This window comes from Pseudomonas sp. SF2 (genome assembly GCF_036858055.1).
In the GTDB taxonomy this organism is placed as follows: domain Bacteria; phylum Pseudomonadota; class Gammaproteobacteria; order Pseudomonadales; family Pseudomonadaceae; genus Aquipseudomonas.
This window is the reverse complement of the sequence record NZ_JAMBDI010000006.1, coordinates 12982-34918: the sequence shown is the minus strand read 5'-3', so window position 1 is coordinate 34918 and position 21937 is coordinate 12982. Positions and strand designations below refer to the sequence as shown.

Sequence of the window (21937 nt, the reverse complement as noted above, 5' to 3'; positions counted from 1 at the left end):
GCCTAGTATCACCCTGCTCTGGCGGCCTCGGAACCTGGCGCGACGACTTCCAGCGGGCCTGCTTGGCGGCGGCGGAACTTGCACGTCAGCCAATAGGCCAGGTAGCACCAGGCAATGAAGGGCAAGCCGAAGTACAGGGCAACGCGCTGGGCGGGGTCGAAGGCAATGCCGACGCAGGCCAGTACGCAGCAGAAGATGGCAGCCAGCGGCACGAACGGGTAGCCGCGCACCCTGAACTTCAGGTCTTCGAGCTTGCCGCCATTGGCGATGTAATGGCGACGGAAAGCCATCTGGCTGGCCGCGATGCTGATCCACACCACCACCACCGCCAACCCGGAAATGGACACCAGCGCCAGGTAGATGGTGTCGGGGGCAAACACACTGCTGAGCAGCGAAGCCATGCCACCCGCCATGCTCAGGACGATGGCATTGAACGGCGTGCCACGACGCGACAGTGCCGCATACCGGCGGGGCATGTTGCCTTGGTCGCTGAGGGTCCACAGCATGCGCGCCGCAGCATAAAGCCCGGAGTTGGCCGCCGACAGCAGCGCAGTGATGATGACGAAGTTCATGATGTCCGCCGCATAGGGGATACCGATCATGGCAAAGACCATCACGAACGGGCTTTCAACCACACCGGCCTGTTCACGCGGCAACAAGGTAGCCAATACAAAGATGGTGCCGACGAAGAACAGCGCCAGGCGCAGGACCGTGGTGCGGATGGCCTTGGGTACGTTCTTTTCCGGGTCACGGGTTTCGCCGGCGGCGATGCCGATCAACTCGGTGCCCGAGAACGCGAAGGCCACCGCCAGCAGGGTCATGGCGATCGACCAGAAGCCCGTAGGGAACAGCCCTTCGCGGGTGAAGTTGCCCAGCCCGACACTGTGCGCCTGGGTAATTTCGAAAACGCCCAGGATCGCGCCACCGCCCACCACCAGGAAGGCAATCACCGCCAGCACCTTGATCAGTGACAGCCAGAATTCGGTTTCGGCAAACGACCGCACCGAAATGATATTGCTGATGAACACCGCAAACCCGAACAGCGCACTCCATATCCACACCGGCGTATCGGGGAACCAGCGCACCATCAGGATACCGGCGGCGGTGAATTCCGAGCCGATGGCCACGGTCCAGGTCAGCCAGTACATCCAGGCCACCATGTAGCCTGTACCCGGCCCGAGGTAGCGCGTGGCGTAACTGCTGAACGAGCCGACTTCCGGCATGTGTACCGCCAGTTCGCCCAGGCACATCATCACCAGGTAGACCATGATCGCGCCGAGGATATAGGCGATGACCGCCCCCAGCGGGCCCGCCTGGTTGACGGTGTAGCCCGACGTCAGGAACAGGCCGGTACCGATGACACCGCCCAGCGCCAGCATGACGATATGGCGGGTTTGCATATCCTGCTTGAAGCTGTGCGCCGAAGCATTTCTCGTTGTCGTTGTCTGCAGGGACATTGTGGTTTACTCATGAAAGTTGGCGGGCAAGGACGTTGCAACGACCTCGTCTTGGCAGAGCGAAGCGAATTGCCTTGCATATTGTTTTTGTTCGACTTCATGAAGTGGCACCCACCGCAAGGAGCGGGTGCTACGCGCCTGCCTCAGGCCTGTGCTTCGGCCAGGCAGGCGTCTTCGTCACCGTGCAGTTCCTTTGCTGCGGCCAACTCCTGACGCACCGATGCACAGGCCTGTGCCAGGTCTGCCAGCAGGTCCTCGGTGTCCTCGATGCCCACTGAAATGCGCACCAGCCCTTCGGAAATGCCCAGGGCCAGCCGTTCTTCGAGGGTGTTTTCCACATGGCTGGTGGTGCGCGCCGGGCCGTAGATGGTTTCTACCGCGCCCAGGTTGCCCGCCCGATGGGCGTACTTCAGGCGCGGCAGCAGCCGCGCTACGGTGGGCATGCCGCCCTTGAGCACGAAGCTGACGATGGCGCCGAAGCCACGCATCTGCGCCTTGGCGATCGCATGGCCCGCGTGCTGGGGCAACCCGGGGTAGTTGACCGCTTCAACCAGCGGTTCGGTGGTCAGGTAATGCGCCAGGGCCTGGGCACTGGCCTGTTGCTGACGCACGCGCAGGGCCAAGGTCTTGATACCGCGGATGATCAGGTAGGCGGAAAACGGGTCCAGCGCCGCACCGTTGATCTCGCGGTAGTGGCGTACCTGCGCCATCAACGACTCGGCACCGCACACCACCCCGCCCAGCACGTCACCGTGCCCGGAGAGGAACTTGGTCGCGCTGTGCACTACCACGTCCACGCCCAGGGCCAGCGGGTTCTGGTTCAGCGGGGTAGCGAAGGTGTTGTCGGCCACTACCACGGCGCCGGCCTGCCGGGCGGCAGCGCTCAGGCGCTGGATGTCCAGTACCTTCAGAGTGGGGTTGGTTGGGGTTTCCAGATACAGCAGGTCGCAACCTGCGGCGATCTCGCGCTCCAGCGCCTCGGTGTCGAGGGTGTCACACAGGCAGACCTGCACGCCCATGCGCGGCAGGAACTCTTCGAAAATCTTGTTGGTGCCGCCGTAACTGTCGCGGGTCGATACCACTCGCTTGCCGCTTGAGAGGAACGTGTGCAGCACGGCACTGATGGCAGCCATGCCGCTGCTGAATGCCACCGCCGACTCGGACTGCTCCAGCTCGCACAGCTTCGCTTCCAGCGTGGCGACTGTCGGGTTGCTCATGCGGCTGTAGATGTAGCCCGGCAACTTGCCCTGCGCCACGTCGTACCAGGCATCGATGTCGTTGTAGCCGTAGGCGGCACTGACCACGATCGGGGTCTGGGTAGCGTTGTACGGGTGCTGGACCTGCTCCCCGCTCCACACCACTCGTGTACCGATACCGACCGCTGCATTGCCCACGCTTTTTTCGTTGTTGTTCATATCCGGTTCCCGCACCGCTGAGTTTTGTACACCGATTCAGCATCGGCTTTCAGCGGACTATAGGGGCATGGCGGGGGGACTGAAAAACGATGGAATCCGGGTCTGAGTAACGTTTTTTTTAATGGCTGGATGCCGAGCGGGCGCGGAAGCCGCCCGGCACCCTGCCGGCTTCACGCCAGGTTGCGTTTCAGCTCGGCAATATGCTCCGGGCCGATGCCACAGCAGCCGCCGATCATGCTGGCACCCCGCGCGCGCCAGTCGTTGGCCCATGCCAGGTAACCCGGCGGGTCCAGGTCTTCGCGCAGCTCATCCAGGCCGTCGTTGGCGGTGGCTTCCTTCGGTTGCGGCGGGAAGGCGTTGGCATAGGCGCCGATGGCGATGTCGGCGTTGTGTCGCTCGATGACCGAGCGCGCTACCTCCAGTGCAGCGCCAATGACCTCGGGCTGGCTGCAGTTGAACAGCACGGCCGCCACCCCCAGGCCGACCACGGCTTCGATGGCATCGGCCACCGGCTCGCCGGAACGCAGGCGGGGCACCTCGTCGACTTCTTCGTCCTGCAAGGTGAACGACACCCAGAACGGCCTGCCGTCTGCAGGCAAGTGGCCGTGGATGGCCCGCACCTCGGCAACCGAGCTCTGGGTTTCGGCCAGCCACAGGTCGACATGCGGGGCCAGGCCCTGCAGCAAGGGGGTCAGCACCTCCTCGACGCGCTCGGGCTGGAACAGGTCCGGACGATACGAGCCGAACAGCGGCGGCAGCGAGCCTGCCACCCTGACCGGGTGCGCACCGGCATCGGCGGCATGTCGCGCCAGCTGGCCGGCGATATTGGCCAGTTGTCGCCCTTCCTTGGCAAAACGCTCTTCGCCGATGTGAAACGGCACCACCGCATAGCTGTTGCTGGTAATGACCTGGGCACCGGCAGCGATGAACGCTGCGTGCACGCCAACCACCGCTTCCGGTGCCTCGCTCAGCGCCAGCGCCGACCACTCGGGCTGACGGAACGGCGCCCCGCTGCGCTGCAGTTCACGGCCCATGCCACCGTCGAGAATTACCATTGCTCGCTGTTTCATATAACTACTCTAAAGGTACTTATGAATAAAATTCACTATGTGGGTGACACTTATAACTATTAAATACAGCCTCCTATAATTGGCCAACATTTCAGGTATGTCCATGCGATTTTCTACTGTGCTCGGTGCGGGCCTTGTGCTGCTCGCAACTGCTTCCCAGGCCTTTGCCGGTGCCACGCTGGAGCGGGTTGAATCGCGCAAGGAACTGGTCAACGTCCTGATGGAAAGCTACCCGCCGTTTTCCTTCCTCAATGACCAGAACCAGCTGGACGGTTTCGACGTGGATGTGGCCAAGGCCGTGGCGGACAAGCTGGGCGTCAAGCTGCGCCTGGAAACCCCTTCGTGGGACGTGATCGCCGCTGGCCGCTGGAGCGGCCGCTACGACATCTGCATCTGCTCGATGACCCCGAGCAAGGCCCGCGCCGAAGTGTTCGACTTCCCGGTGGAGTACTACGCATCGCCTGCGGTGATCGTGGTCAACGCCAAGGATGAGCGCATCCATGGCGCCAAGGACCTGGAAGGCCGCAAGGTGGGTTTGACCAGTGCATCGAGCTACGAGAGCTACCTGAACAAGAACCTGGTGATCGAAGGCAACGAAGACAAGAAGCTCGAATACCCCTTCGAGTTCGTGCAGATCGCGCCTTACGACACCGACAACGTTGCCTTCCAGGACCTGGGCCTGGGCGCCGGCGTACGCCTGGATGCCATCCTTACCAACCTGGTGACCGCACAGCCGCGCCTGGACCAGGACAAACGCTTCAAGCTGGCCGGCGCCCCGCTGTATGAAGAGCCGAACTCGGTGGCCATCGAGAAAGGCGACCCTGAGTGGGATGCCAAGGTGCGCCAGGTGTTTGCCGAGTTGAAGGCCGATGGCACCCTGGCCAAGCTGTCGCAGAAATGGATTGGCGCCGATATCAGCAAATGAGCACTTTTCCCCCATCCCCCAAGCCCGTGGTCAAGCCCACGGGCGCCGGCCTGTTCGGCTTTCGCACCCGGCTGCTGCTGACCTGGCTGGCGCTGTTCGGCCTGTTCGTCGCGTTTTTCCTCAGCTTCGACCTGAAGTTTTCGATCATCCTGGAGAAGTTTCCCAACCTCGCCGGTTTCAAGCTGGGGCCCAACGGCTTTCTGCAAGGCGCAGCGCTGACCCTGTTCCTGTGCCTGTGCTCGATGGTGGTATCGGTGCTGTTCGGCTTTGCCGCCGCGCTGGCGCGGTTGTCGAACAGCGCAGTGCTGGTGGGTGTCGCCAGCTTCTACACCTCGTTCTTCCGCGGCACACCGCTGCTGATCCAGATTCTGCTGATCTACCTGGGGCTACCGCAGCTGGGCCTGGTACCGGGCGCCATCAGCGCCGGCATCATTGCCCTGTCGCTGAACTACGGGGCCTACCTGAGCGAAATCTTCCGGGCCGGCATTCTTGGCGTCGCGCGCGGGCAACGTGAAGCAGCGCTGGCGCTGGGCATGCGCACGCCGCAGATTTTCTGGCATATCGTCCTGCCCCAGGCCATGCGGGTGATCATTCCGCCTACCGCCAACCAGTTCATCTCGATGCTGAAGGACTCATCGCTGATATCGGTGATGGGGGTGTGGGAGGTGATGTTCCTGGCGCAGTCGTACGGGCGGTCGAGCTATCGGTACCTGGAGATGCTGACCACGGCGGCAGTGATCTACTGGGTGCTGTCGATCTTGCTGGAGCTGGTGCAGGCGCGGCTGGAGCGGCATTTTGGCAAGGCTTATCAGCGCTAGGGGCCACGCTGGGTTAGCAGGGACACTGTGGGAGCGGCTTTAGCCGCGAACACCGGCGCAGCCGGTGCCAGGCACCGCGCTGGATTCTTCGCGGCTAAAGCCGCTCCCACAGCGTTACAGCGCCTTCATTTCAGCAATATCCCGCGCCACCTGATCAGCCGATTGATCGAACATCGCCTGCTCCTGCGCATCCAGCGGCAACTCGATTACCCGCGCCAGCCCCTCTTCTGCCAGTACGCAGGGCACCCCCATGGCGATATCCGTGCGCCCGTACTCGCCCTGCAGAATCGCCACCGCCGGCAAGATGCGGTTTCGCCCGTTGGCGATCGCATCGACCATCTGCGCAATCGCCACGCCCGGCGCATCGCAGGCGCTGCCCAGCTTCTTCAACCCCAGAATCTCGCCACCGCCCTTGCGCGTGCGCTCCACGATCTGCTCGATCTGTTCACTGGACAGGAAGTGTGACAGCGGCACCGAACCGATCTGGCAGTAGCGCATCAGCGGCACCATGCTGTCGCCATGCCCGCCCAGTACCAGCGCCGTGATATCCCGGGCGGAAAACCCGGTCTGCTCGGCGATGAAGCACTTCATGCGTGCGGTATCCAGCACACCCGCCTGGCCGAACACCTTGTTGCGCCCCTGCCCGCTCAGGCTCCAGGCGCGATAGGTGAGCACGTCGACCGGGTTGGACACCACCAGCACCGTCGCGGTTGGCGCATGGTGTTTGATGTCGGCCATGATGCCGTCGAGGATGGGCAGGTTGGTACTGAGTACATCCTGCCGCGACTGCCCAGGCTTGCGCGGCACCCCTGCGGTGATGACCACCAGCTCGGAGCCCTGCAGCATTTCAGCCTTGGCCCCGCCGTAAACCCGGGTATCGGACCCCGACTCGACTGCCGCCTGCCACACGTCCAGCGCCTTGCCTTGTGCCATCTCGCCCTGCACATCCATCAACACCAGCTCTCGGCACAACTCTTCCCGAGCGATGATCTGCGCCGCCGCCTCGCCGACCATGCCGGCACCCACGATTGTCAGTTTGTTCACGTGACACCTCCCAGCGGCGCGCGCCACCAGGAACACGCCTGCAATACACAGAAGTATCGCCTGCTGAGGCGAAAAGACCACACAAAGGCAAATGGAAGCGGTACGCGTACCCTGTGGGAGCGGCTTTAGCCGCGAAGAATCCAACGCGTTGCCTGGCACCGGCTGCGCCGGTGTTCGCGGCTAAAGCCGCTCCCACAGAGTCCCCGCTAATTCAACTGACCGTGTCCTTGCACGGCGATTTCCCATCTGGCAAGGTTGCCATCAGAACGCCCCCGATTGACCAGCGGTGCGCCACATCAAAGGAAACCTGACCTGTCGCTGCAACCCTCTGTTCGACGTGATCTGCTGATTCTGTGGCTTTCCATTGCCGCCGTTGCGCTGGTGCTGGGATGGCTGCTGCTGGTCATCAGCCGCCAAGGCGCCGGCCCGCAGATTGCGCAGGCGCGCCAACTTACCTCGACCAGTTGCCAGGCGCTGCAGGCGGGTGCAGCACGCGTTCGCCAGCAACTTCCGTCTGCGCAAGATCAACCCTCTCTCATGACCCCAGCTGCAGCGCAGGCGGTGCTTGATTTGGCACTGCGCGATCAGCCGGGCATGGAGGGCGGCTTCTGGCGAGCGGATGCGGGCGTGGTAGCCTACGCGTTCCCAACCTACGACGGCACGGGAATCAAGCGCGATCCGCCGAGTGCCGAGTTGGAGCGCATTGCCTCCACGGCCCAACGCGCGCAGGATTCCGCAAGCCTCGTGGCAGACGTGCGACCGGGTTTACGCGAAGCCGTGGCTTTCGCCGCATGCCCTGTGGAGACCGCTGACCGGCAGCTGATCGCCTGGACCCTGATGCGCGTGCCGCTTTTGGCCACAGAAACAGTCAACACCTTGATCCTCGCGGTGAGCCTGCTGCTGGCGCTGGTCGTGGTCTCCGGCGCATGGCTGGGCTGGATGATTTCGCGTTGGCAGCGCCAGTCCGCCCATCTGCGCAAGCAACTGGCCCAGTCCGAACGCCTGGCCACGTTGGGGCGTGTTTCCGCCGGGCTCGCGCACGAAATCCGCAACCCTTTGGGCACGATGCGCATGAAGGTGGAAAACGCGATGGCTGCCCCGGCCGACCGGCGCGAAGCACGTGTGGCTGGCGCCCTGGAGGCGGTACTGTCGCAAACGGCACGCCTGGAGACGCTGGTGTCGAGCCTGTTGGCGTTGACCCAACCGTTCCACGCCGAGCGCCAGGCGGTTGACCTGCAGGCATGGCTGGAGGAGCGGCGCGATGCCCACGCCGAAGCGGCGCAAAAGAAAGGGGTACGAATCACACTGGCAGTTGAACCGGGGCTGACCGCCAGCGCGAAGGAGGTTGCGCTGTTCGACCCAGCACAAATGGCGCGGGTCTTTGACAACCTGTTGCTCAATGCGCTGGCGCACACGGAAGAACGCGGTGAAATCGAACTTGGTGCGCATCGCACGCGCCGTGGCGCATTGCTGTTGTGGGTGGCGGACGATGGCGGCAGCATTCCGGCCGACTTGCGCGATACACTGTTCGAACCGTTCGCCACCAACCGCGCTGGAGGTACCGGCCTGGGACTGGCGCTGGTGCGCGAGATCGTGCAGGGGCACGGCGGGCGGGTCGGTCTCGCCAAGTCGACCAAGGGAACGCGTATAGAAATGGAGCTACCGTGGCCCGAATCCTGATCGTCGACGATGACGCCGCGTTCCGCGACAGCCTTGCAGAAATGCTGCAAGACCTGGGGCATGCGGTGCTGCAGGCTGAAACCACCGATGCAGGCCTGCACCGACTGCGCACCGAGGACGTGGATGTGGCCATCGTCGATCTGCGCCTGCCGGGCGAGGATGGCCTGGTGTTCCTGCGCCGCGCGGCGCGCATCTCGCAGGTGCCCTGCATCATGCTCACCGCCTATGCGAGCGGCGGCAACACCATCGAGGCGATGAGCCTGGGCGCGTTCGACCACCTGACCAAGCCCGTGACCAGGGCCGCCCTGCTCGAAACGCTCGAACGGGCCCTGCGGCGAGCAGCCCACACCCCGGACAGGCCCCAGGCGGCCGGGGCATCACCTGCCACAAGAGAGCCCGTGGATGGCACCGAACTGGTCAGCAGCAGCGAGGCCATGCGCCAGGTCTTCAAGCGCATCGGGCTGGCCGCGAACACCGATGCCACCGCCCTGATCCTCGGCGAAACGGGCACCGGCAAGGAACTGGTGGCGCGGGCCCTGCATCGCAACAGCGGCAGAGCCAGCGGCCCCTTCGTTGCAGTGAACTGCGCCGCGATCCCGGCCGACCTGATGGAAAGCGAGCTGTTCGGGCATGTCAAAGGTGCGTTCACCGGTGCCGTCAACGACCGTATCGGGCGCTTTCGTGAGGCCGATGGCGGCACCCTGTTCCTCGACGAAATAGGCGATATGCCGCTGGCCACGCAGGCGAAGATCCTGCGGGTGCTGCAGGAACGCGAGATAACCCCCGTGGGCGCCAACCGCGTCCAGCCGGTGAACGTGCGCATCATCGTGGCCACCCACCGGGACCTGCCCAGCGCGGTCAAAGAGGGGCGCTTCCGCGAAGACCTGTGGTACCGCCTGCAGGTAGTGCCCCTGTGGCTGCCGCCGCTGCGTGAGCGCCTGGGCGACGTGCTGCTGCTGGCCGAACACTTTCTACGCCTGCTGGGCGGCGACTCGCCCAAGCGCTTGAGCGCGGCGGCAGCCCGCTTACTGCTGGCCCATCCCTGGCCTGGCAACGTGCGCGAACTGCGCAACGCCATGGAGCGCGCGGCCATCCTCAGCCACGGCCCGGTCATCGATGTCGAACACATCGGGTTGCAGCCAGCGGCTGCGCTCACCCCGGGCCTGGACATCGACTGGGAAGGCCCCATGGCACAGGCCGTTGCCCGCCTGGAGCGCGAAATGATCGTCCGCGCCCTGGCTGCGACGGCAGGCAACCGCGCAGAGGCGGCGCGGCGCCTCGGCCTGTCTCGCCAGCAGCTCTATCGCAAGCTGGCCGAGTTCAATCTGGACTAACCCCTTCGCACGCAAACCGGTGTCCGATCTCGTGACACCCTGGCGTCACGAGATCGGACGGCAGATCGCCTGTAAACTTCATAACTATTTGATTTTATTGGAAATATTATTTGGCATGGCGCTTGCCCTGCAGGTTGGGTGCTTTCCCGACCCAAGGAGCTTCTCCAATGTCCAGGTATTTCATCGCCACGTCTGTTGCGTTGGCATTCGGCCTGTGTAGCCTCAGCGCACAGGCCGCGCCCGCCGATCCGCCCTCCTCTCTGCCTGCAATACCACATCAAGGGGTCGACGCACCCGGCCTGACGGGCCAGTACACGGTGGAAGGCCAGGTTCAGCGGATGCTCATCAATCCCTACGGTGAGGTCGACGGCCTGCGCCTGAGCGACGGAACCATTGCCAGGTTTCCACCGCACATGGCCGATGCGCTCACGGCCACGGTCAAGGTGGGGGACGCCGTTCGCATCATCGGGCGGGCGGAGACACGAGGCACGGTCAAGGCCGACGCCATCATCCACGCCGACAGCGGGCGCACCGTGTACGACCAACCGCCGCCGGTTGGCCAAGGCCGAGTGCTGCCGCCACACCTGCGCGCCCAGCGTCTGCAGCCCCAGCAGGTGGAAGGCCATGTGGACACCGTGCTCACTGGCCCCCGGGGCGAGGCCAACGGCGTCATCCTGAGCGATGGCAGCATCGTTCGTTTCCCGCCAGAGAGCCTGCGTCTTTCCGTGCAGACGGGGGCACCGTTCGCGGCATCCGGGCTGGGCACGCGCAATGCGTTTGGCACCGCTTTGGAAGCGGTCAGCATGGGCACCACGTTATCCACCCTGCAGCCGCTCTACGACCGCGCGCCATAAGGGAATGCCGCTATGCACCCGGCAACACCTTCCATACCCCCGGCGCATGCCAGCTCACGACGCTGGCTGTCCGGCCTCAACTTCTTCCTGGCCGACGTCCGTGATGGCCTGGGCCCCTTCCTCGGCGTGTTTCTGGCCAGCCAGGGCTGGCGCGCCGATGACATCGGCTACGTGATGGCCGCCGGCGGCATCGCAGGCATGCTGGCGACCACGCCGATGGGCGCCTGGATCGACGCTTCGCGCCACAAGCGACTTCTGCTGGCAAGCGGCACCCTAGCACTCATGCTCGCCACGGCAGCGCTATGGACGGCGCCATCGTTCGGCGTCGTCATCGCCTCACAGGTGGTGACAGGTGCTGTGGGCGCGTTGATGGGCGCCGGCATCATGGGCATCACCTTGGGCATCGTTGATCAGCGAGACTTGTCTCGGCAGCTCGGCATCAACGAGGCCTGGAACCATGCCGGCAACGTGGTCGCGGCTGCATTGGCCGGGCTGGCAGGCTACCGCTGGGGGCTGTCAGCCGTCTTCGTGCTGATGGCCCTGATGGCATGCGCAGCCCTTGCATGCTTGCGCAAGATCAACCCACGGGACATCAACCATGAGCGGGCCCGCGGTAGTGACCTCACCGGCAACCTGCCTGCGCAAGGTAGCAGCCCCTCGCCTTCCCTGGTGCGGGTTTTGACGGACTCGCGCGAGCTGTGCCTGCTCGCGGTCACCATGCTGCTGTTCCACCTGGGCAATGCCGCGATGCTGCCCTTGCTGGCGCAGTCGGTCGTCACGCGTGGGCTGGCCGACCCCAGCGCCTTCACGGCATCGACCGTCATCGTGGCGCAGCTGGTGATGATTCCTGTGGCACTTTGGGCCGGGAGGTATGCCTCTCGGCACGGGTATCGGGCACTGATCATTACCGCCCTGTTGGCCTTGCCCTTGCGAGGGCTGATCGCCGGTTTCTGGGAGTCGCCGTGGGCACTGATTCCGGTACAGGCCCTTGACGGCATCGGGGCGGGTCTACTGGGGGTCGCCTTGCCTGGGCTTGTCGCTTGCATCCTGCGCGGCACCGGGCACGTCAATGCAGGGCTTGGTGCAGTGATGACGATCCAGGGGATAGGCGCGGCCATGAGCCACGCACTCGCCGGTTGGATCGCGCAACATTTCGGCTATGGCGCAGCCTTCGTCGTTCTGGGTATCGTGGCTGCACTCGGACTACTCCCCTATCAGACAGGCCTTCGCAAGGGACATCCAAGTCGGCAACAGTCAGCTCAGCCCAATCACTTTGACAAGATATAGCGTGCTGCACGCCCCCCAAAGGCCGGCACGGCCATGCCGCGCCAAGTCATTCATTCACCTGAGTAAACTGCATGCCCGTATTTGATCCATCCTCGCTCATCTGGACCGTCGCCGCCGTGGCGACCGGCGGGGTAATCCTGCGCCCCTGGCGGGTGCCGGAGTATATCTGGGCGGTCGGCGCCGCTTTGTTGCTGACCGTGTTTGGCCTGGTGCCACTGCACACAGCCCTCGCCGCTGTTGCCGAGGGTGGCGATGTGTACTTGTTTCTGATCGGTATGATGGTGCTGGCCGAACTGGCACGCCAGGAAGGGCTGTTCGACTGGCTGGCCATGTACGCGGTGCAGCATGCCCGGGGCTCCGGCCAGCGCCTGTTCGACCTGGTGTTCCTGGTGGGGGTACTGGTAACGGTGTTCCTCTCCAACGATGCCACGGCTGTGGTGCTGACCCCAGCGGTGTACGCCGCCTGCAGGGCGGCCAAGGCCGAGCCGCTGCCCTATCTGTTCATCTGTGCCTTCATCGCCAATGCCGCCAGTTTTGTGCTGCCCATTTCCAACCCGGCCAACCTGGTAGTGTTCGGCAGCCAGATGCCGCCGTTGCTGGAGTGGCTGCGGCAATTCACCTTGCCATCGCTGGCCGCCATCGGCCTGACCTACCTGGTGCTGCGGCTGGCCCAGCGCAAGCAGATCCGCCAGCCCCTGGCGACGGCCATCGACGTGCAACCGCTGTCCAGCGGTGCACGCTTGTGCGCGCTGGGTATCGTGCTGACAGGTGTACTGTTGCTGCTGACCTCCGCCCTGGACCGGCAGCTCGGCTTACCCACCTTCTGCGCCGGCATCGCCACGGCCGGGCTGATTCACCTGCGCCAACGGCGCAACCCGATGCCGGTGCTCAAAGGCGTGGCATGGGGCGTACTGCCGTTGGTCGCGGGCCTGTTCGTGCTGGTGGAAGCGGTGGCACAGACGGGTGTGATCGAGCACCTGGCCCATGGCTTGGCCGCGCTGGCGCGCAGCTCCGAGCACCAGGCGAGCTGGGGCGCCGGCGTGGTCGCGGCTATCGCCGGCAACCTGATGAACAATCTGCCGACCGGCCTGATCGCAGGCTCCGTTGGCCATATTGTCGACTTACCCGCGAGAACCACTGCGGCGCTGCTGATCGGCGTCGACCTCGGGCCGAACCTGTCGATTACCGGCTCCCTGGCCACTTTGCTCTGGCTGGTTGCCGTTCGCCGTGAAGGCGAACACGTCGGTGCCTTGGACTTCCTGCGCCTGGGGGCGCTGGTAATGCCGCCTGCCTTGATCGGGGCGTTGGGGTTGCTTCATTTGTGAAGCGCTCGCAAGCGGTCCGCGTACCGTGTGGGAGCGGGCGTGCCCGCGAAGAATCCAACGCGGTGCCTGGCACCGGCTGCGCCGGTGTTCGCGGCGGTTCGACGCCTCGACACGCCCGCTCCCACTAGGTCACTGCCAACTCAATGAGTTATGTGTTGTGGAGATCGTTGGAGGCGCCGGGCAATTTACGCCTTGAACAAACGCTCGGCGATGAAGTCGACGAACACACGGATCTTCGGCGACAGGTGGCGGCTCGATTGCCACAGCGCCCAGAACTGGCCCTGGTCGGAGGTATGCGCATCAAGCAGGCTTTCCAGGGCGCCAGTCCTGACCGATTCACGTACCAGAAAGTCCGGCATGTAGGCGATGCCATGGCCGTCCACCGCAGCCATCAGCATTGCCTCCATGTTGTTCAGCGTCAGCACCGTGGGTAAGCGCAACTGGGTAATCTCGGGATCGGCGCCGAGGCTCCAGTCCATGATCTTGCCGGTCGTGACGAAGCGATAGCGCAGGCAGTCGTGTCGCTCCAGGTCGGCTAGCGTCTGGGGCCGCCCCTTGCGTGCCAGGTAGGTAGGCGCTGCGCACAGGACAAAGCGGAACGGCCCGAGCTTGCGCGACATCAATTTTGAATCGGCTAGCCCACCACTGCGGATCACCACATCGAAGCCATCGTCGATCAGGTCGACCAGGTGATCGTTGAAGTCCATTTCCAGTTCGATTTCAGGGTATGCCTTGCGAAAAGCCGGCATCAACGGCAGCAGAAAACGGTAGCCGATGGTCGGGAGGCTGACCCGCAAGCGACCACGCGGGGCCTGTATCGCATGGGACAGCATGGCCTCCGCATCCTGGAGGTCGTCGAGGATGCGCCGGCAGCGCTCATAGAACAGTTGGCCTTCCGCCGTCAGGCTGACCTTGCGCGTACTGCGCTGGAACAGCCGCACCTTCAACGAACTCTCCAGGCGGGCAACGTTCTTGCCGACCGCCGATGCGGAAATACCCATCGCCCGCGCCGCGCTGACGAAGCTCAACGACTCGGCGGTTTTCACGAAGGCGAGGATGCCGTTCAGGCTTTCCATGGCATTACTTCCCTTTTGTCCATTATGAGTGGAGTTCCAGCCTGTTTATCCAGCATTGCGGCCACTATAGATTTAACGCACACGGTGCTACAACAGGAGGGATAGCGCAATGGATCAGGCTACTGATCACACCCCGCACGCGGGCCGTTACTATGTTCTGGCAGCCATCTGCCTGGCCGCCCTGGTGCTGCCGCTGAGTTTCACCGGTGGCGCCGTGGCCACGCCGGCCATCGGCAAGGCCTTCGATGCCGAGCCGTCCTCGCTTACCTGGATCACCAATGCCTTCATGCTCAGTTTCGGCAGCCTGCTGATGGCAGCCGGAACCCTGTCGGACATTTACGGGCGAAAGCGCCTGTTCACGCTGGGCCTGGCCCTGTTCGTCATCGTCAGCATCCTGCTGGCGAGCGTCTACAGCATCGTCTGGCTTGATGCCCTGCGAGCGGTGCAAGGCGTTGCCGCCGCCGCTGCCCTGGCCAGCGGTTCCGCCGCCTTGGCCCAAGAGTTCGAGGACCAGGCCCGCACGCGCGCGTTCAGCCTGCTTGGCACCACGTTCGGGCTGGGCCTGGCGTTCGGGCCGATGGTCAGCGGCCTGCTGATCGAACAGTTCGGCTGGCGCTCGATCTTCGTCAGCACCGCGGTCCTTGCTGCGATCTCGCTGCTGGCGGCGTTGTCACGGATGCGCGAAAGTTTCAACCCCGAAGCGCCCAAGCTGGACCTGCCCGGTGTGCTTGCCTTCTCGAGCATGCTCGCACTGTTTACCACTGCGATCATCCTGGGGCCGCAGGCCGGCTGGCGCTCCCCGCTGATCCTGGGCCTGTTCGGCGGCGCGGCACTGAGTTTGCTGGCGTTCGTGACCATCGAGCTGCGCGCCAGGCAGCCGATGCTCGAGCTGAGCCTGCTGAAATACCCGCGCTTTGTCGGGGTGCAGATTCTGCCGATCGGCACCTGTTATTGCTACATCGTGCTGATCGTGCTGCTTCCGTTTCGCTTGATCGGCGTAGAAGGCATCGCCCCGATGCACAGCGGCCTGATCATGCTGGCACTGTCGGCGCCGATGCTGGTGGTCCCGCTGCTGGCCGCCTGGTTGACCCGCTGGGTAAGTGCTGGCGTGCTGTCGGCTGCAGGCTTCCTGGTGGCGGCCGCGGGGTTGTACCTGTTGGCCCATGCCGCTATTGGCGATTACCAGCAACTGGTGCTGGCAATGCTGGTGATTGGTATCGGCACCGGTTTCCCTTGGGGCCTGATGGACGGGCTGGCGGTTAGCGTGATCCCCAAAGAGCAAGCAGGCATGGCCGCCGGCATCTTCAACACCACCCGGGTAGCAGGCGAAGGTGTCGCCCTGGCGATCACCATCGCCCTGCTCACCGCGTTGGTAGGTAACAGTCTCGGGCGCGTACTGCCTGCCGGCGATTACAGCGAACTGGCGCAGCGCCTGGTGATGGGCGACCTGGGCCAGGTTCAGGGCGTTGACCCCATGCTGCTGCAGGCCGCGTATCTGGACGGCTTCGGCACCTTGGTGCTGGTGCTGATCGGCTTCACCGTGTTGTCGGCTGGTGCGGCGTTCTTCTTGCTTGGGCAAGACGAGCAGGCAAGGCATGCCAAAGCGCCTCACAGCAGCCTGCCAGCCTCCGATTCGGTGCGGGGCTGACGACGGCATGGCGATTACACGCAACAACGGGATCCCTGTGCTCGCCCTCGTCGGCCTGGCGGTGGTCTGTGGCCTGTCGGTGGCAAACGTGTACTTCAATCAGGCCCTTCTGCCGTTACTCGCCACAGCGTTGCAAGTGGGCACGGGTGAAGTCAGCTGGATAGCCACAGCTTCACAGCTTGGTTATGCGCTAGGAATGCTGCTGATTGTGCCCTTGGGTGATCGCCTCGATCCACGTCGACTGTGCCAAGCCCTGCTGGTCTGGACCGCAGTGATGCTCGGTCTGGCCAGCATTACCAGTAGCCTGGCAGGCCTGGCGACGCTGAGTGCGCTAGTGTGCATGGGCACCTGCATTCCACAGGTGATGTTGCCCTATGTCGCTGGGCTGTCCTGCGCCCAGCATCGTAGCCGCAACCTTGCCCTGCTGCAGACCGGCCTGGTGGCCGGGATCCTGCTGTCGCGCTCGTTGGCCGGGCTGCTTAGCGAGCTTGCCGGGTGGCAGGCGGTGTACCGCTGCGCCGCCCTCGGTATGCTGGCTTGCGCGCTAGCCCTGCCCGGGTTGATCGACGCCCGCCCGCGCACTACCGGTGCACCCGGCTATGCGCAACTCATGTACTCAATGGCCGGCCTGCTGCGCGTCGAGCCCCTGTTGCGTTTGTCGTGCGTGCTGGGCGCCAGCCTGTTCGCTGCGTTCAGTGCATTCTGGTCGGTGATCGCCTTCAAATTGCAGGCATCGCCTCTGGGCCTGAGCAACGCTGACATTGGCATCTTCAGCTTCTGGGGCGCGCTGGCTGGCCTGCTCACGCCCATGGCGGGCAAGCTGTGTGACCGCTACGGCACGGTAGCCATGAGCATCCTGTCGATTGTGCTGGCGTGCCTCGCCTTCACGCTGCTGATCAGCTGGCCGCAACTGGGCGTGCTGCTACTCGGCGCCAACTTGCTGTGCTTCGCGCTGCAGCTGGGGCAAGTGTGCAACCAGAGCAGGATCTTCAGCCTCAGTGCGGAGTACCGCAGTCGCCTGAACACTGTGTACATGGTGTGCAACTTCTGTGGCGGCGCCCTGGGCAGCGCCATGGGCGGCTGGCTCTGGCAGCACTGGCACTGGAAAGGCCCGCTACTATTCGGCCTGGCCTGCTCCCTCGGGGCCGGCGCTACATTGTTTACGATGTTACGGCCACACACCGGCACGTTACCCAGCCAGTGATTTCAAAAAAAACGCCACCTGCCCGGTGGCGTTTTTTTTTGCCCAGCCAGCACTGCCCCCTAATAAACCACAATCCACTGTTCTCCAATGGGTACTGCCGCGCCGGCATATTCAACTTATAGTCCGGAGTCTTCAGCCTAAAATGCTCAAATACCACGAAATATCCTGAAATATAATTTCGCACATTAAAGGCCCATCAGGGCAGCCACCGCCTTGCTTGGCATACCGCCCATAGAATGATTATCGACGGGTTTGAACATGCGTGCATGCAACACTCAAAAAAGTATTGTCTTCATTCCCTTTGCCGGGGGTAGCAGCCGTGCATTCAAAGCGCTTCAAAGCACTCTTTCGCCGGGCGTCGACTGTATCGACATTCATTATTCAGGCCGTTATCAAGGCGCACTCGCACCGTCACCCACTACTGTAGGACACATGGCCAATGAGGTGATCGAGCACCTTCACAAGTCACGCCCAGCCCAGGTCGTGCTGTTTGGCTACAGCCTTGGCGCATTGGTGGCATATGAAGTCGCACAGCGCCAAGCGGCCATGCCGTGGGCCATCACCGAACTGGTGGTAGCGGCCTGTCGCCCGCCGCATCTGTTCAGCTGCCATGGCGTCAGGGTACACGATGAAGATGACGATTTTCTCGACTCTATTGCCACGTTCGGCACCGTTCCCCCCTACTTGTATAGCAACCCGGCCGCACGTAAATACCTGCTGCCCAACCTCAGGAACGACTTCCGTGCAGCGAGCACCTACTGCCATCGGCCTCGCCCGCAGTTGAATACACCGCTGACAGCCATAGCCGGTGCCCAGGACAGTTTCGCTCCATTCGCAGAGGTCCGGGCGTGGCGCCAATATAGCAGCGGGCGTTTTTCCGAACATTGCCTGCCTGGCCGTCACTTCTTCTACCAAACCCAAACAGACCGATTGTCAGAGATATTGCTGGACGCACTTGCTGCCTGAAACACCGCCATCATCATTTAACTAACTGCAGAGGTAAAACATGGAAGCGCTCGCTCAGGCTTTGCCCGCCTCACTGTGCCCGTTTGCCGCAGGCGCTGTTGAGACCGATAACAAAACCGCCAACAACAAACATTACATCGTGGTTGGCAACCGTATAAAAAATCACTGCAACAATGACCTGTTCATTTCCGCAGATGCTGCCCACGCCCTTGCAAGTTCCGGACAGGCCGCACTGACATTGCATATTGGCCAGGGCGTCAGCGATGATCAACTTTCAAACTTGTACGCACTAAATAAACCGCAAGTCAGCCTGGTACCGGAACAGCTGAGCGTTCGTGCCTGCAGAAGCACAACGCATAAACATGAACGGCACAATATTGCCATCTCGAAAGTGGTCGATAACGGCAATGGCACCTTCAGCGCGGCGCTGATGATCGATGAAGCCAACGCCGAGCTCAGCGATCATCTCACCGGCCAGCACATCTCCGGAATGATGATCGTGGAAGCCGCCCGACAGCTGTCGATCGCCACCGCCGAACAGTTCTACATCGCACCCGCGGCCCGGGGCAAAGCCAACTTCATCACCAACAGCATTCGGGTCGATTACAACGACTTCCTGTTGCCGGTACCGACAGAAATCCTGTGCATTCCGGTCACCCTCAAGCGCAGCGGGCCGATCAACTTCCGCTTCACCGTCGCCATGCAGTTCCGCCAGCAAGGACGGGCCCTCGCGACGGTCGAGTTCGATACCTCGGTGATCGACTCGCGCTACTTCTACCTGAAGGAAAACCAGCTGCTGCACCGTTACATCACGATGATGGACTGACACAAGGAGCGTCCCATGAAGTCCCGTATCCTGGAAATTATCTACACCGCCATCCGTCTGGAAAACCAGAGCCTGGCTCACCCCATCGACCTGGCCGCCGGCGAAAAAACCGCGCTGTACGGGCATGGCGGTGCGCTGGACTCAATGAGCCTGGTGTCCATCGTTGTCGAAGTCGAGGCACTGCTCGAACAGCAACTTGATGTGCGCCTGACCCTGGTCAACGACAGCGCCATGTCGGCGGTACGCAGCCCGTTCGCCACCGTCGGTTCGTTCGCCAACTACATCAGCAAGCGTTGCGCCGAGGTGGAACATGGCTGAGCCGATCACGCTCATCACCGGCACCCGTAAAGGTATCGGTCGGCACTTGGCCGAGCACTACCTGACGCGTGGTCATCGGGTCATTGGTTGCAGCCGCCAGGCTAGCGATCTTGACCATCCCGGGTACGAACACTTCGCCCTGGACGTGGCCGACGAGGCCGCTGTGCTAGCCATGGTCAGCGAGATCCGCCGCCGGCACCAACGCCTGGATCACCTGATCAACAACGCCGGCATCGCCAGTATGAACCACTCGCTGCTCACCCCCTACAGTACCGCTGAACAGATCGTGCGCACCAACCTGCTCGGTACCTTTCTACTTAGCCGCGAGGCGGCAAAGCTGATGAAGCGTGAGGGTGCCGGGCGCATCATCAACTTCTCCACGGTGGCCAGGCCACTCAAGCTCGAGGGTGAAGCGCTGTACGCGGCCTCCAAAGCCGCTGTTGAAACCCTCACCGCAGTGATGGCCAAGGAGCTGGCCAGCTACGGGATCACGGTCAATGCCCTTGGGCCGACACCGATCGACACCGACCTGACCCGCGCCATTCCTGCGTCGAAGATGAACGCATTGCTACAGCAACAGGCGATCAAGCGCTTGGGCAGCTTCGATGACGTCAGCCATGTCACCGACTTTTTCCTGTCGGCGCAGAGCGACTTCATCACCGGCCAGGTGATCTACCTCGGCGGGCTCTGACCGCATCTGCCCCCACCCTATCGGCTTTACCCAACTGGAGACATACAGCATGGACATACTCGCCCTGAAAAAAGAGCTGGCCGGGCTTCTGGAACTGCCCGAATCGAAACTTGCCGATGACCTCCTGCTTGAGCCTTTGGCCACTTGGGACTCGCTGACCAAGGTGACCTTGCTTGGCGTGCTCAATGACCAGTTCGGCCTTGCCCTGCACCCGGAGATCCTGGACGAACTGAACACCCTCGGTGAACTGTTCGAAGCGGTCGCCAGCAGCCTCGCAGAACCTGCCTGAGGTACTCCGATGAACAGCACCCTTCATGGCCTTTCGATCCGCGCGGTTTCATCGGCGCTGCCGGATCGTCAACTCACCCTCGATGACTTCGCCGCGCTGTTCGGTGAGCGCGAAGCCGCGCGGATTGCCAAAAGCACCGGCATCGGCAGTGTGCGAATCGCCGGTGAGCTGTCCACTACCGATCTCGCCTGTGGTGCGGCTCGCAGCCTGTTTGACACCGCCGATGTCGACCCGTACAGCATCGATGCGCTCGTGCTGGTGACCCAGACACCTGATGCACTGATGCCGGCGAGCAGCGCAATACTCGCAGCCCGACTCGGCCTGCGCCGGGACATCCCGGCGTTCGACCTCAATTTCGGTTGCTCTGGCTACGTGTATGGCCTGTTCCAGGCCTCGCTGCTGGTTGCCAGCGGTAGCTGCCGACGCGTGTTGCTGTGCACCAGCGACGTCATCAGCAAGCTGTTACAGCCACAGGACCATCATGTGCGCATGGTGTTCGGCGACGGTGCCAGCGCCACCCTGGTAGAGGCTGGCCCACACAGTTTCTCGTTCGCTTTTTCCACCGACGGCAACGGCGCCAGGCATCTGGGGACACCGTTACGGTATCAGGCCGCAGAGCGCGAGCCAGGCACCACCAGCGCAGCAATTGGCAGCTTGTTCATGGACGGTGCGCAGGTGATGAACTTCGCCTTGGAGCAGGTTCCGGCCGCACTGCATGCCTTCTTGCATGAGCTGCAGCTACCGGCTGATAGCATCCCGTACTTCCTGCTGCACCAAGCCAACGCCTTCATGCTGCATTACCTCGGCCGAAAGCTTGGCATCGACGCGGCTCGCATCCCGGTGCATGTGGACGGTATCGGCAACACCGGGCCGTCATCGATCCCTGTACTACTGTCGGCCAGCCCGGATGCCGAACGCCTGCGCCAGGACAACCTGGTGGCTTGTGGCTTTGGCGTCGGCCTTTCGGTTGGCCTGGCGCATTTGTCGCTGCGCGACACCCTGCTGATTCCCCCCGTCACCCTGACGACTTCACTCTGACAAGGACAACACCCATGACTACTCAGGCAATCTGGTTCGACTTCGGCGGCGTACTCTCCCCCTCTATCGCTGAGTTGTACCGAGTCTATGAAGGCAAGACCGGCATCAACCGCCAGCAGATGGAAGCGGCCATGCACGAAGTCGCACGTCCACTGGGCGTGCAGTTCCAGGCCCCCATTGAGCTTGCCCTGATGACCCAGGTGGAATGGGGGCAGGCAATGAGCGCCGCGCTGCGCAAGTTGTATCCCGGCATCGACCTCAGCCGCTGCGATTTCGACAACCACGGCGAGCAGTGGTTTGCCGACCATGAGGTCAACCCGCACATGTTCGAACTGTTCCACGAGGTCAAGGCGGCCGGGGTAAAGGCGGCCATCCTCACCAACAACACCGTTGAGTGGGAAACGTCGTGGCGGCGCATGGTCGGCCTGGACGACGTCACGGACGGCATCATCGATTCGTGCAAGGTCGGCCTGCGCAAGCCCGACCCACGCATCTTCGCGCTGGCTGCCCGCGAGCTGGGTGTAGACGACCACGGCTGTGTACTGATCGACGACGTCGAGGAGAACTGTGAGGCGGCCCGCGCCGCCGGCTGGCAGGCGATTCACTTCCAGGACAGCCTCGAAGTGTGCGACGCCGTGCGCGCGCTGCTTTATCCATCCCGTTGACACGTGG

Annotated in this window: 21 protein-coding genes; 16 read left to right on the top strand and 5 right to left on the bottom strand. The window is 63.1% G+C overall.

What is annotated here, in order from left to right:
• Positions 1–8: 8 nt before the first annotated feature.
• From M2S36_RS03775 to M2S36_RS03765, 3 genes are all read right to left on the bottom strand, one after another.
• Entirely contained in the window at positions 9–1457 is a 1449-nt protein-coding gene (locus tag M2S36_RS03775; protein ID WP_063911172.1) for an amino acid permease, read from the bottom strand.
• Between the two features lie 143 nt (positions 1458–1600).
• Entirely contained in the window at positions 1601–2872 is a 1272-nt protein-coding gene (locus M2S36_RS03770; RefSeq protein ID WP_207835650.1) for a cystathionine gamma-synthase family protein, read from the bottom strand.
• 170 nt (positions 2873–3042) lie between these two features.
• Positions 3043–3927 (bottom strand): homocysteine S-methyltransferase family protein, encoded by an 885-nt coding sequence (locus M2S36_RS03765; RefSeq protein ID WP_172827477.1) that lies wholly within the window; start codon positions 3925–3927, stop codon positions 3043–3045.
• Positions 3928–4045: 118 nt separating this feature from the next.
• Here M2S36_RS03765 and M2S36_RS03760 point away from each other — a divergent pair, with 118 nt between their 5' ends.
• Both M2S36_RS03760 and M2S36_RS03755 read left to right on the top strand, forming a co-directional pair.
• Positions 4046–4867, top strand: a complete 822-nt coding sequence (locus tag M2S36_RS03760; RefSeq protein WP_207835648.1) for an ABC transporter substrate-binding protein — start codon at positions 4046–4048, stop codon at positions 4865–4867.
• The gene (locus M2S36_RS03755; RefSeq protein ID WP_063911168.1) at positions 4864–5685 is read left to right on the top strand and encodes an amino acid ABC transporter permease; all 822 of its coding nucleotides are present in this window, start codon (positions 4864–4866) and stop codon (positions 5683–5685) included. Before M2S36_RS03760 ends, M2S36_RS03755 begins: the two co-directional genes overlap by 4 nt.
• Positions 5686–5799: 114 nt before the next feature.
• On the opposite strand, the gene M2S36_RS03750 is transcribed toward M2S36_RS03755, so the two are convergent.
• Positions 5800–6729: a malate dehydrogenase gene (locus tag M2S36_RS03750; protein WP_207835632.1), complete on the bottom strand. Its 930-nt coding sequence runs from the start codon at positions 6727–6729 to the stop codon at positions 5800–5802.
• Positions 6730–7005: 276 nt separating this feature from the next.
• Between M2S36_RS03750 and M2S36_RS03745 the strand changes: the two genes are divergently transcribed.
• The 5 genes from M2S36_RS03745 to M2S36_RS03725 all read left to right on the top strand — a co-directional run bounded on the left by M2S36_RS03745 (position 7006) and on the right by M2S36_RS03725 (position 13209).
• The gene (locus M2S36_RS03745) at positions 7006–8409 is read left to right on the top strand and encodes a sensor histidine kinase (RefSeq protein WP_333956740.1); all 1404 of its coding nucleotides are present in this window, start codon (positions 7006–7008) and stop codon (positions 8407–8409) included.
• Positions 8394–9743, top strand: coding sequence for a sigma-54-dependent transcriptional regulator (locus tag M2S36_RS03740; RefSeq protein WP_333956739.1), 1350 nt, complete (start codon positions 8394–8396; stop codon positions 9741–9743). Before M2S36_RS03745 ends, M2S36_RS03740 begins: the two co-directional genes overlap by 16 nt.
• A 338-nt stretch (positions 9744–10081) precedes the next feature.
• Positions 10082–10597: a hypothetical protein gene (locus M2S36_RS03735; protein ID WP_333956738.1), complete on the top strand. Its 516-nt coding sequence runs from the start codon at positions 10082–10084 to the stop codon at positions 10595–10597.
• 12 nt (positions 10598–10609) lie between these two features.
• Positions 10610–11884 (top strand): MFS transporter, encoded by a 1275-nt coding sequence (locus M2S36_RS03730; RefSeq protein WP_333956737.1) that lies wholly within the window; start codon positions 10610–10612, stop codon positions 11882–11884.
• A gap of 71 nt (positions 11885–11955) precedes the next feature.
• Positions 11956–13209: an arsenic transporter gene (locus M2S36_RS03725; protein WP_233688100.1), complete on the top strand. Its 1254-nt coding sequence runs from the start codon at positions 11956–11958 to the stop codon at positions 13207–13209.
• Between the two features lie 185 nt (positions 13210–13394).
• On the opposite strand, the gene M2S36_RS03720 is transcribed toward M2S36_RS03725, so the two are convergent.
• A complete protein-coding gene (locus tag M2S36_RS03720; protein WP_015268872.1) occupies positions 13395–14285 on the bottom strand; it encodes a LysR substrate-binding domain-containing protein in 891 nt (296 codons plus the stop codon).
• 109 nt (positions 14286–14394) lie between these two features.
• Here M2S36_RS03720 and M2S36_RS03715 point away from each other — a divergent pair, with 109 nt between their 5' ends.
• From M2S36_RS03715 to M2S36_RS03675, 9 genes are all read left to right on the top strand, one after another.
• Positions 14395–15933 (top strand): MFS transporter, encoded by a 1539-nt coding sequence (locus tag M2S36_RS03715; RefSeq protein ID WP_241106238.1) that lies wholly within the window; start codon positions 14395–14397, stop codon positions 15931–15933.
• A gap of 37 nt (positions 15934–15970) precedes the next feature.
• On the top strand, positions 15971–17137 hold the full coding sequence (locus tag M2S36_RS03710; RefSeq protein ID WP_207835620.1) for an MFS transporter: 1167 nt from the start codon (positions 15971–15973) through the stop codon (positions 17135–17137).
• Between the two features lie 258 nt (positions 17138–17395).
• Positions 17396–18103, top strand: coding sequence for a thioesterase II family protein (locus M2S36_RS03705; protein WP_333956730.1), 708 nt, complete (start codon positions 17396–17398; stop codon positions 18101–18103).
• 40 nt (positions 18104–18143) lie between these two features.
• Positions 18144–18929, top strand: a complete 786-nt coding sequence (locus M2S36_RS03700) for an AfsA-related hotdog domain-containing protein (RefSeq protein WP_207835615.1) — start codon at positions 18144–18146, stop codon at positions 18927–18929.
• A gap of 15 nt (positions 18930–18944) precedes the next feature.
• A complete protein-coding gene (locus tag M2S36_RS03695; RefSeq protein WP_085626691.1) occupies positions 18945–19247 on the top strand; it encodes a hypothetical protein in 303 nt (100 codons plus the stop codon).
• Positions 19240–19938, top strand: coding sequence for an SDR family NAD(P)-dependent oxidoreductase (locus M2S36_RS03690; protein WP_085626692.1), 699 nt, complete (start codon positions 19240–19242; stop codon positions 19936–19938). The genes M2S36_RS03695 and M2S36_RS03690 overlap by 8 nt, the downstream gene beginning before the upstream one ends.
• Before the next feature lie 49 nt (positions 19939–19987).
• On the top strand, positions 19988–20227 hold the full coding sequence (locus tag M2S36_RS03685; protein WP_085626693.1) for an acyl carrier protein: 240 nt from the start codon (positions 19988–19990) through the stop codon (positions 20225–20227).
• 9 nt (positions 20228–20236) lie between these two features.
• Positions 20237–21265, top strand: a complete 1029-nt coding sequence (locus tag M2S36_RS03680) for a ketoacyl-ACP synthase III (RefSeq protein WP_085626694.1) — start codon at positions 20237–20239, stop codon at positions 21263–21265.
• Positions 21266–21279: 14 nt separating this feature from the next.
• Positions 21280–21930, top strand: coding sequence for an HAD family hydrolase (locus M2S36_RS03675; RefSeq protein ID WP_207835612.1), 651 nt, complete (start codon positions 21280–21282; stop codon positions 21928–21930).
• The last annotated feature ends 7 nt before the right edge of the window (positions 21931–21937 follow it).

Excerpts from the sequence above, each read along its gene's own strand:
- M2S36_RS03775 (WP_063911172.1), bottom strand. The coding sequence starts at position 1,457 with ATGTCCCTGCAGACAACGACAACGAGAAATGCTTCGGCGCACAGCTTC.
- M2S36_RS03770 (WP_207835650.1), bottom strand. The coding sequence starts at position 2,872 with ATGAACAACAACGAAAAAAGCGTGGGCAATGCAGCGGTCGGTATCGGT.
- M2S36_RS03765 (WP_172827477.1), bottom strand. The coding sequence starts at position 3,927 with ATGGTAATTCTCGACGGTGGCATGGGCCGTGAACTGCAGCGCAGCGGG.
- M2S36_RS03760 (WP_207835648.1), top strand. The coding sequence starts at position 4,046 with ATGCGATTTTCTACTGTGCTCGGTGCGGGCCTTGTGCTGCTCGCAACT.
- M2S36_RS03755 (WP_063911168.1), top strand. The coding sequence starts at position 4,864 with ATGAGCACTTTTCCCCCATCCCCCAAGCCCGTGGTCAAGCCCACGGGC.
- M2S36_RS03735 (WP_333956738.1), top strand. The coding sequence starts at position 10,082 with ATGCTCATCAATCCCTACGGTGAGGTCGACGGCCTGCGCCTGAGCGAC.
- M2S36_RS03730 (WP_333956737.1), top strand. The coding sequence starts at position 10,610 with ATGCACCCGGCAACACCTTCCATACCCCCGGCGCATGCCAGCTCACGA.
- M2S36_RS03725 (WP_233688100.1), top strand. The coding sequence starts at position 11,956 with ATGCCCGTATTTGATCCATCCTCGCTCATCTGGACCGTCGCCGCCGTG.
- M2S36_RS03720 (WP_015268872.1), bottom strand. The coding sequence starts at position 14,285 with ATGGAAAGCCTGAACGGCATCCTCGCCTTCGTGAAAACCGCCGAGTCG.
- M2S36_RS03715 (WP_241106238.1), top strand. The coding sequence starts at position 14,395 with ATGGATCAGGCTACTGATCACACCCCGCACGCGGGCCGTTACTATGTT.
- M2S36_RS03705 (WP_333956730.1), top strand. The coding sequence starts at position 17,396 with ATGCGTGCATGCAACACTCAAAAAAGTATTGTCTTCATTCCCTTTGCC.
- M2S36_RS03700 (WP_207835615.1), top strand. The coding sequence starts at position 18,144 with ATGGAAGCGCTCGCTCAGGCTTTGCCCGCCTCACTGTGCCCGTTTGCC.
- M2S36_RS03695 (WP_085626691.1), top strand. The coding sequence starts at position 18,945 with ATGAAGTCCCGTATCCTGGAAATTATCTACACCGCCATCCGTCTGGAA.
- M2S36_RS03690 (WP_085626692.1), top strand. The coding sequence starts at position 19,240 with ATGGCTGAGCCGATCACGCTCATCACCGGCACCCGTAAAGGTATCGGT.
- M2S36_RS03685 (WP_085626693.1), top strand. The coding sequence starts at position 19,988 with ATGGACATACTCGCCCTGAAAAAAGAGCTGGCCGGGCTTCTGGAACTG.
- M2S36_RS03680 (WP_085626694.1), top strand. The coding sequence starts at position 20,237 with ATGAACAGCACCCTTCATGGCCTTTCGATCCGCGCGGTTTCATCGGCG.
- M2S36_RS03675 (WP_207835612.1), top strand. The coding sequence starts at position 21,280 with ATGACTACTCAGGCAATCTGGTTCGACTTCGGCGGCGTACTCTCCCCC.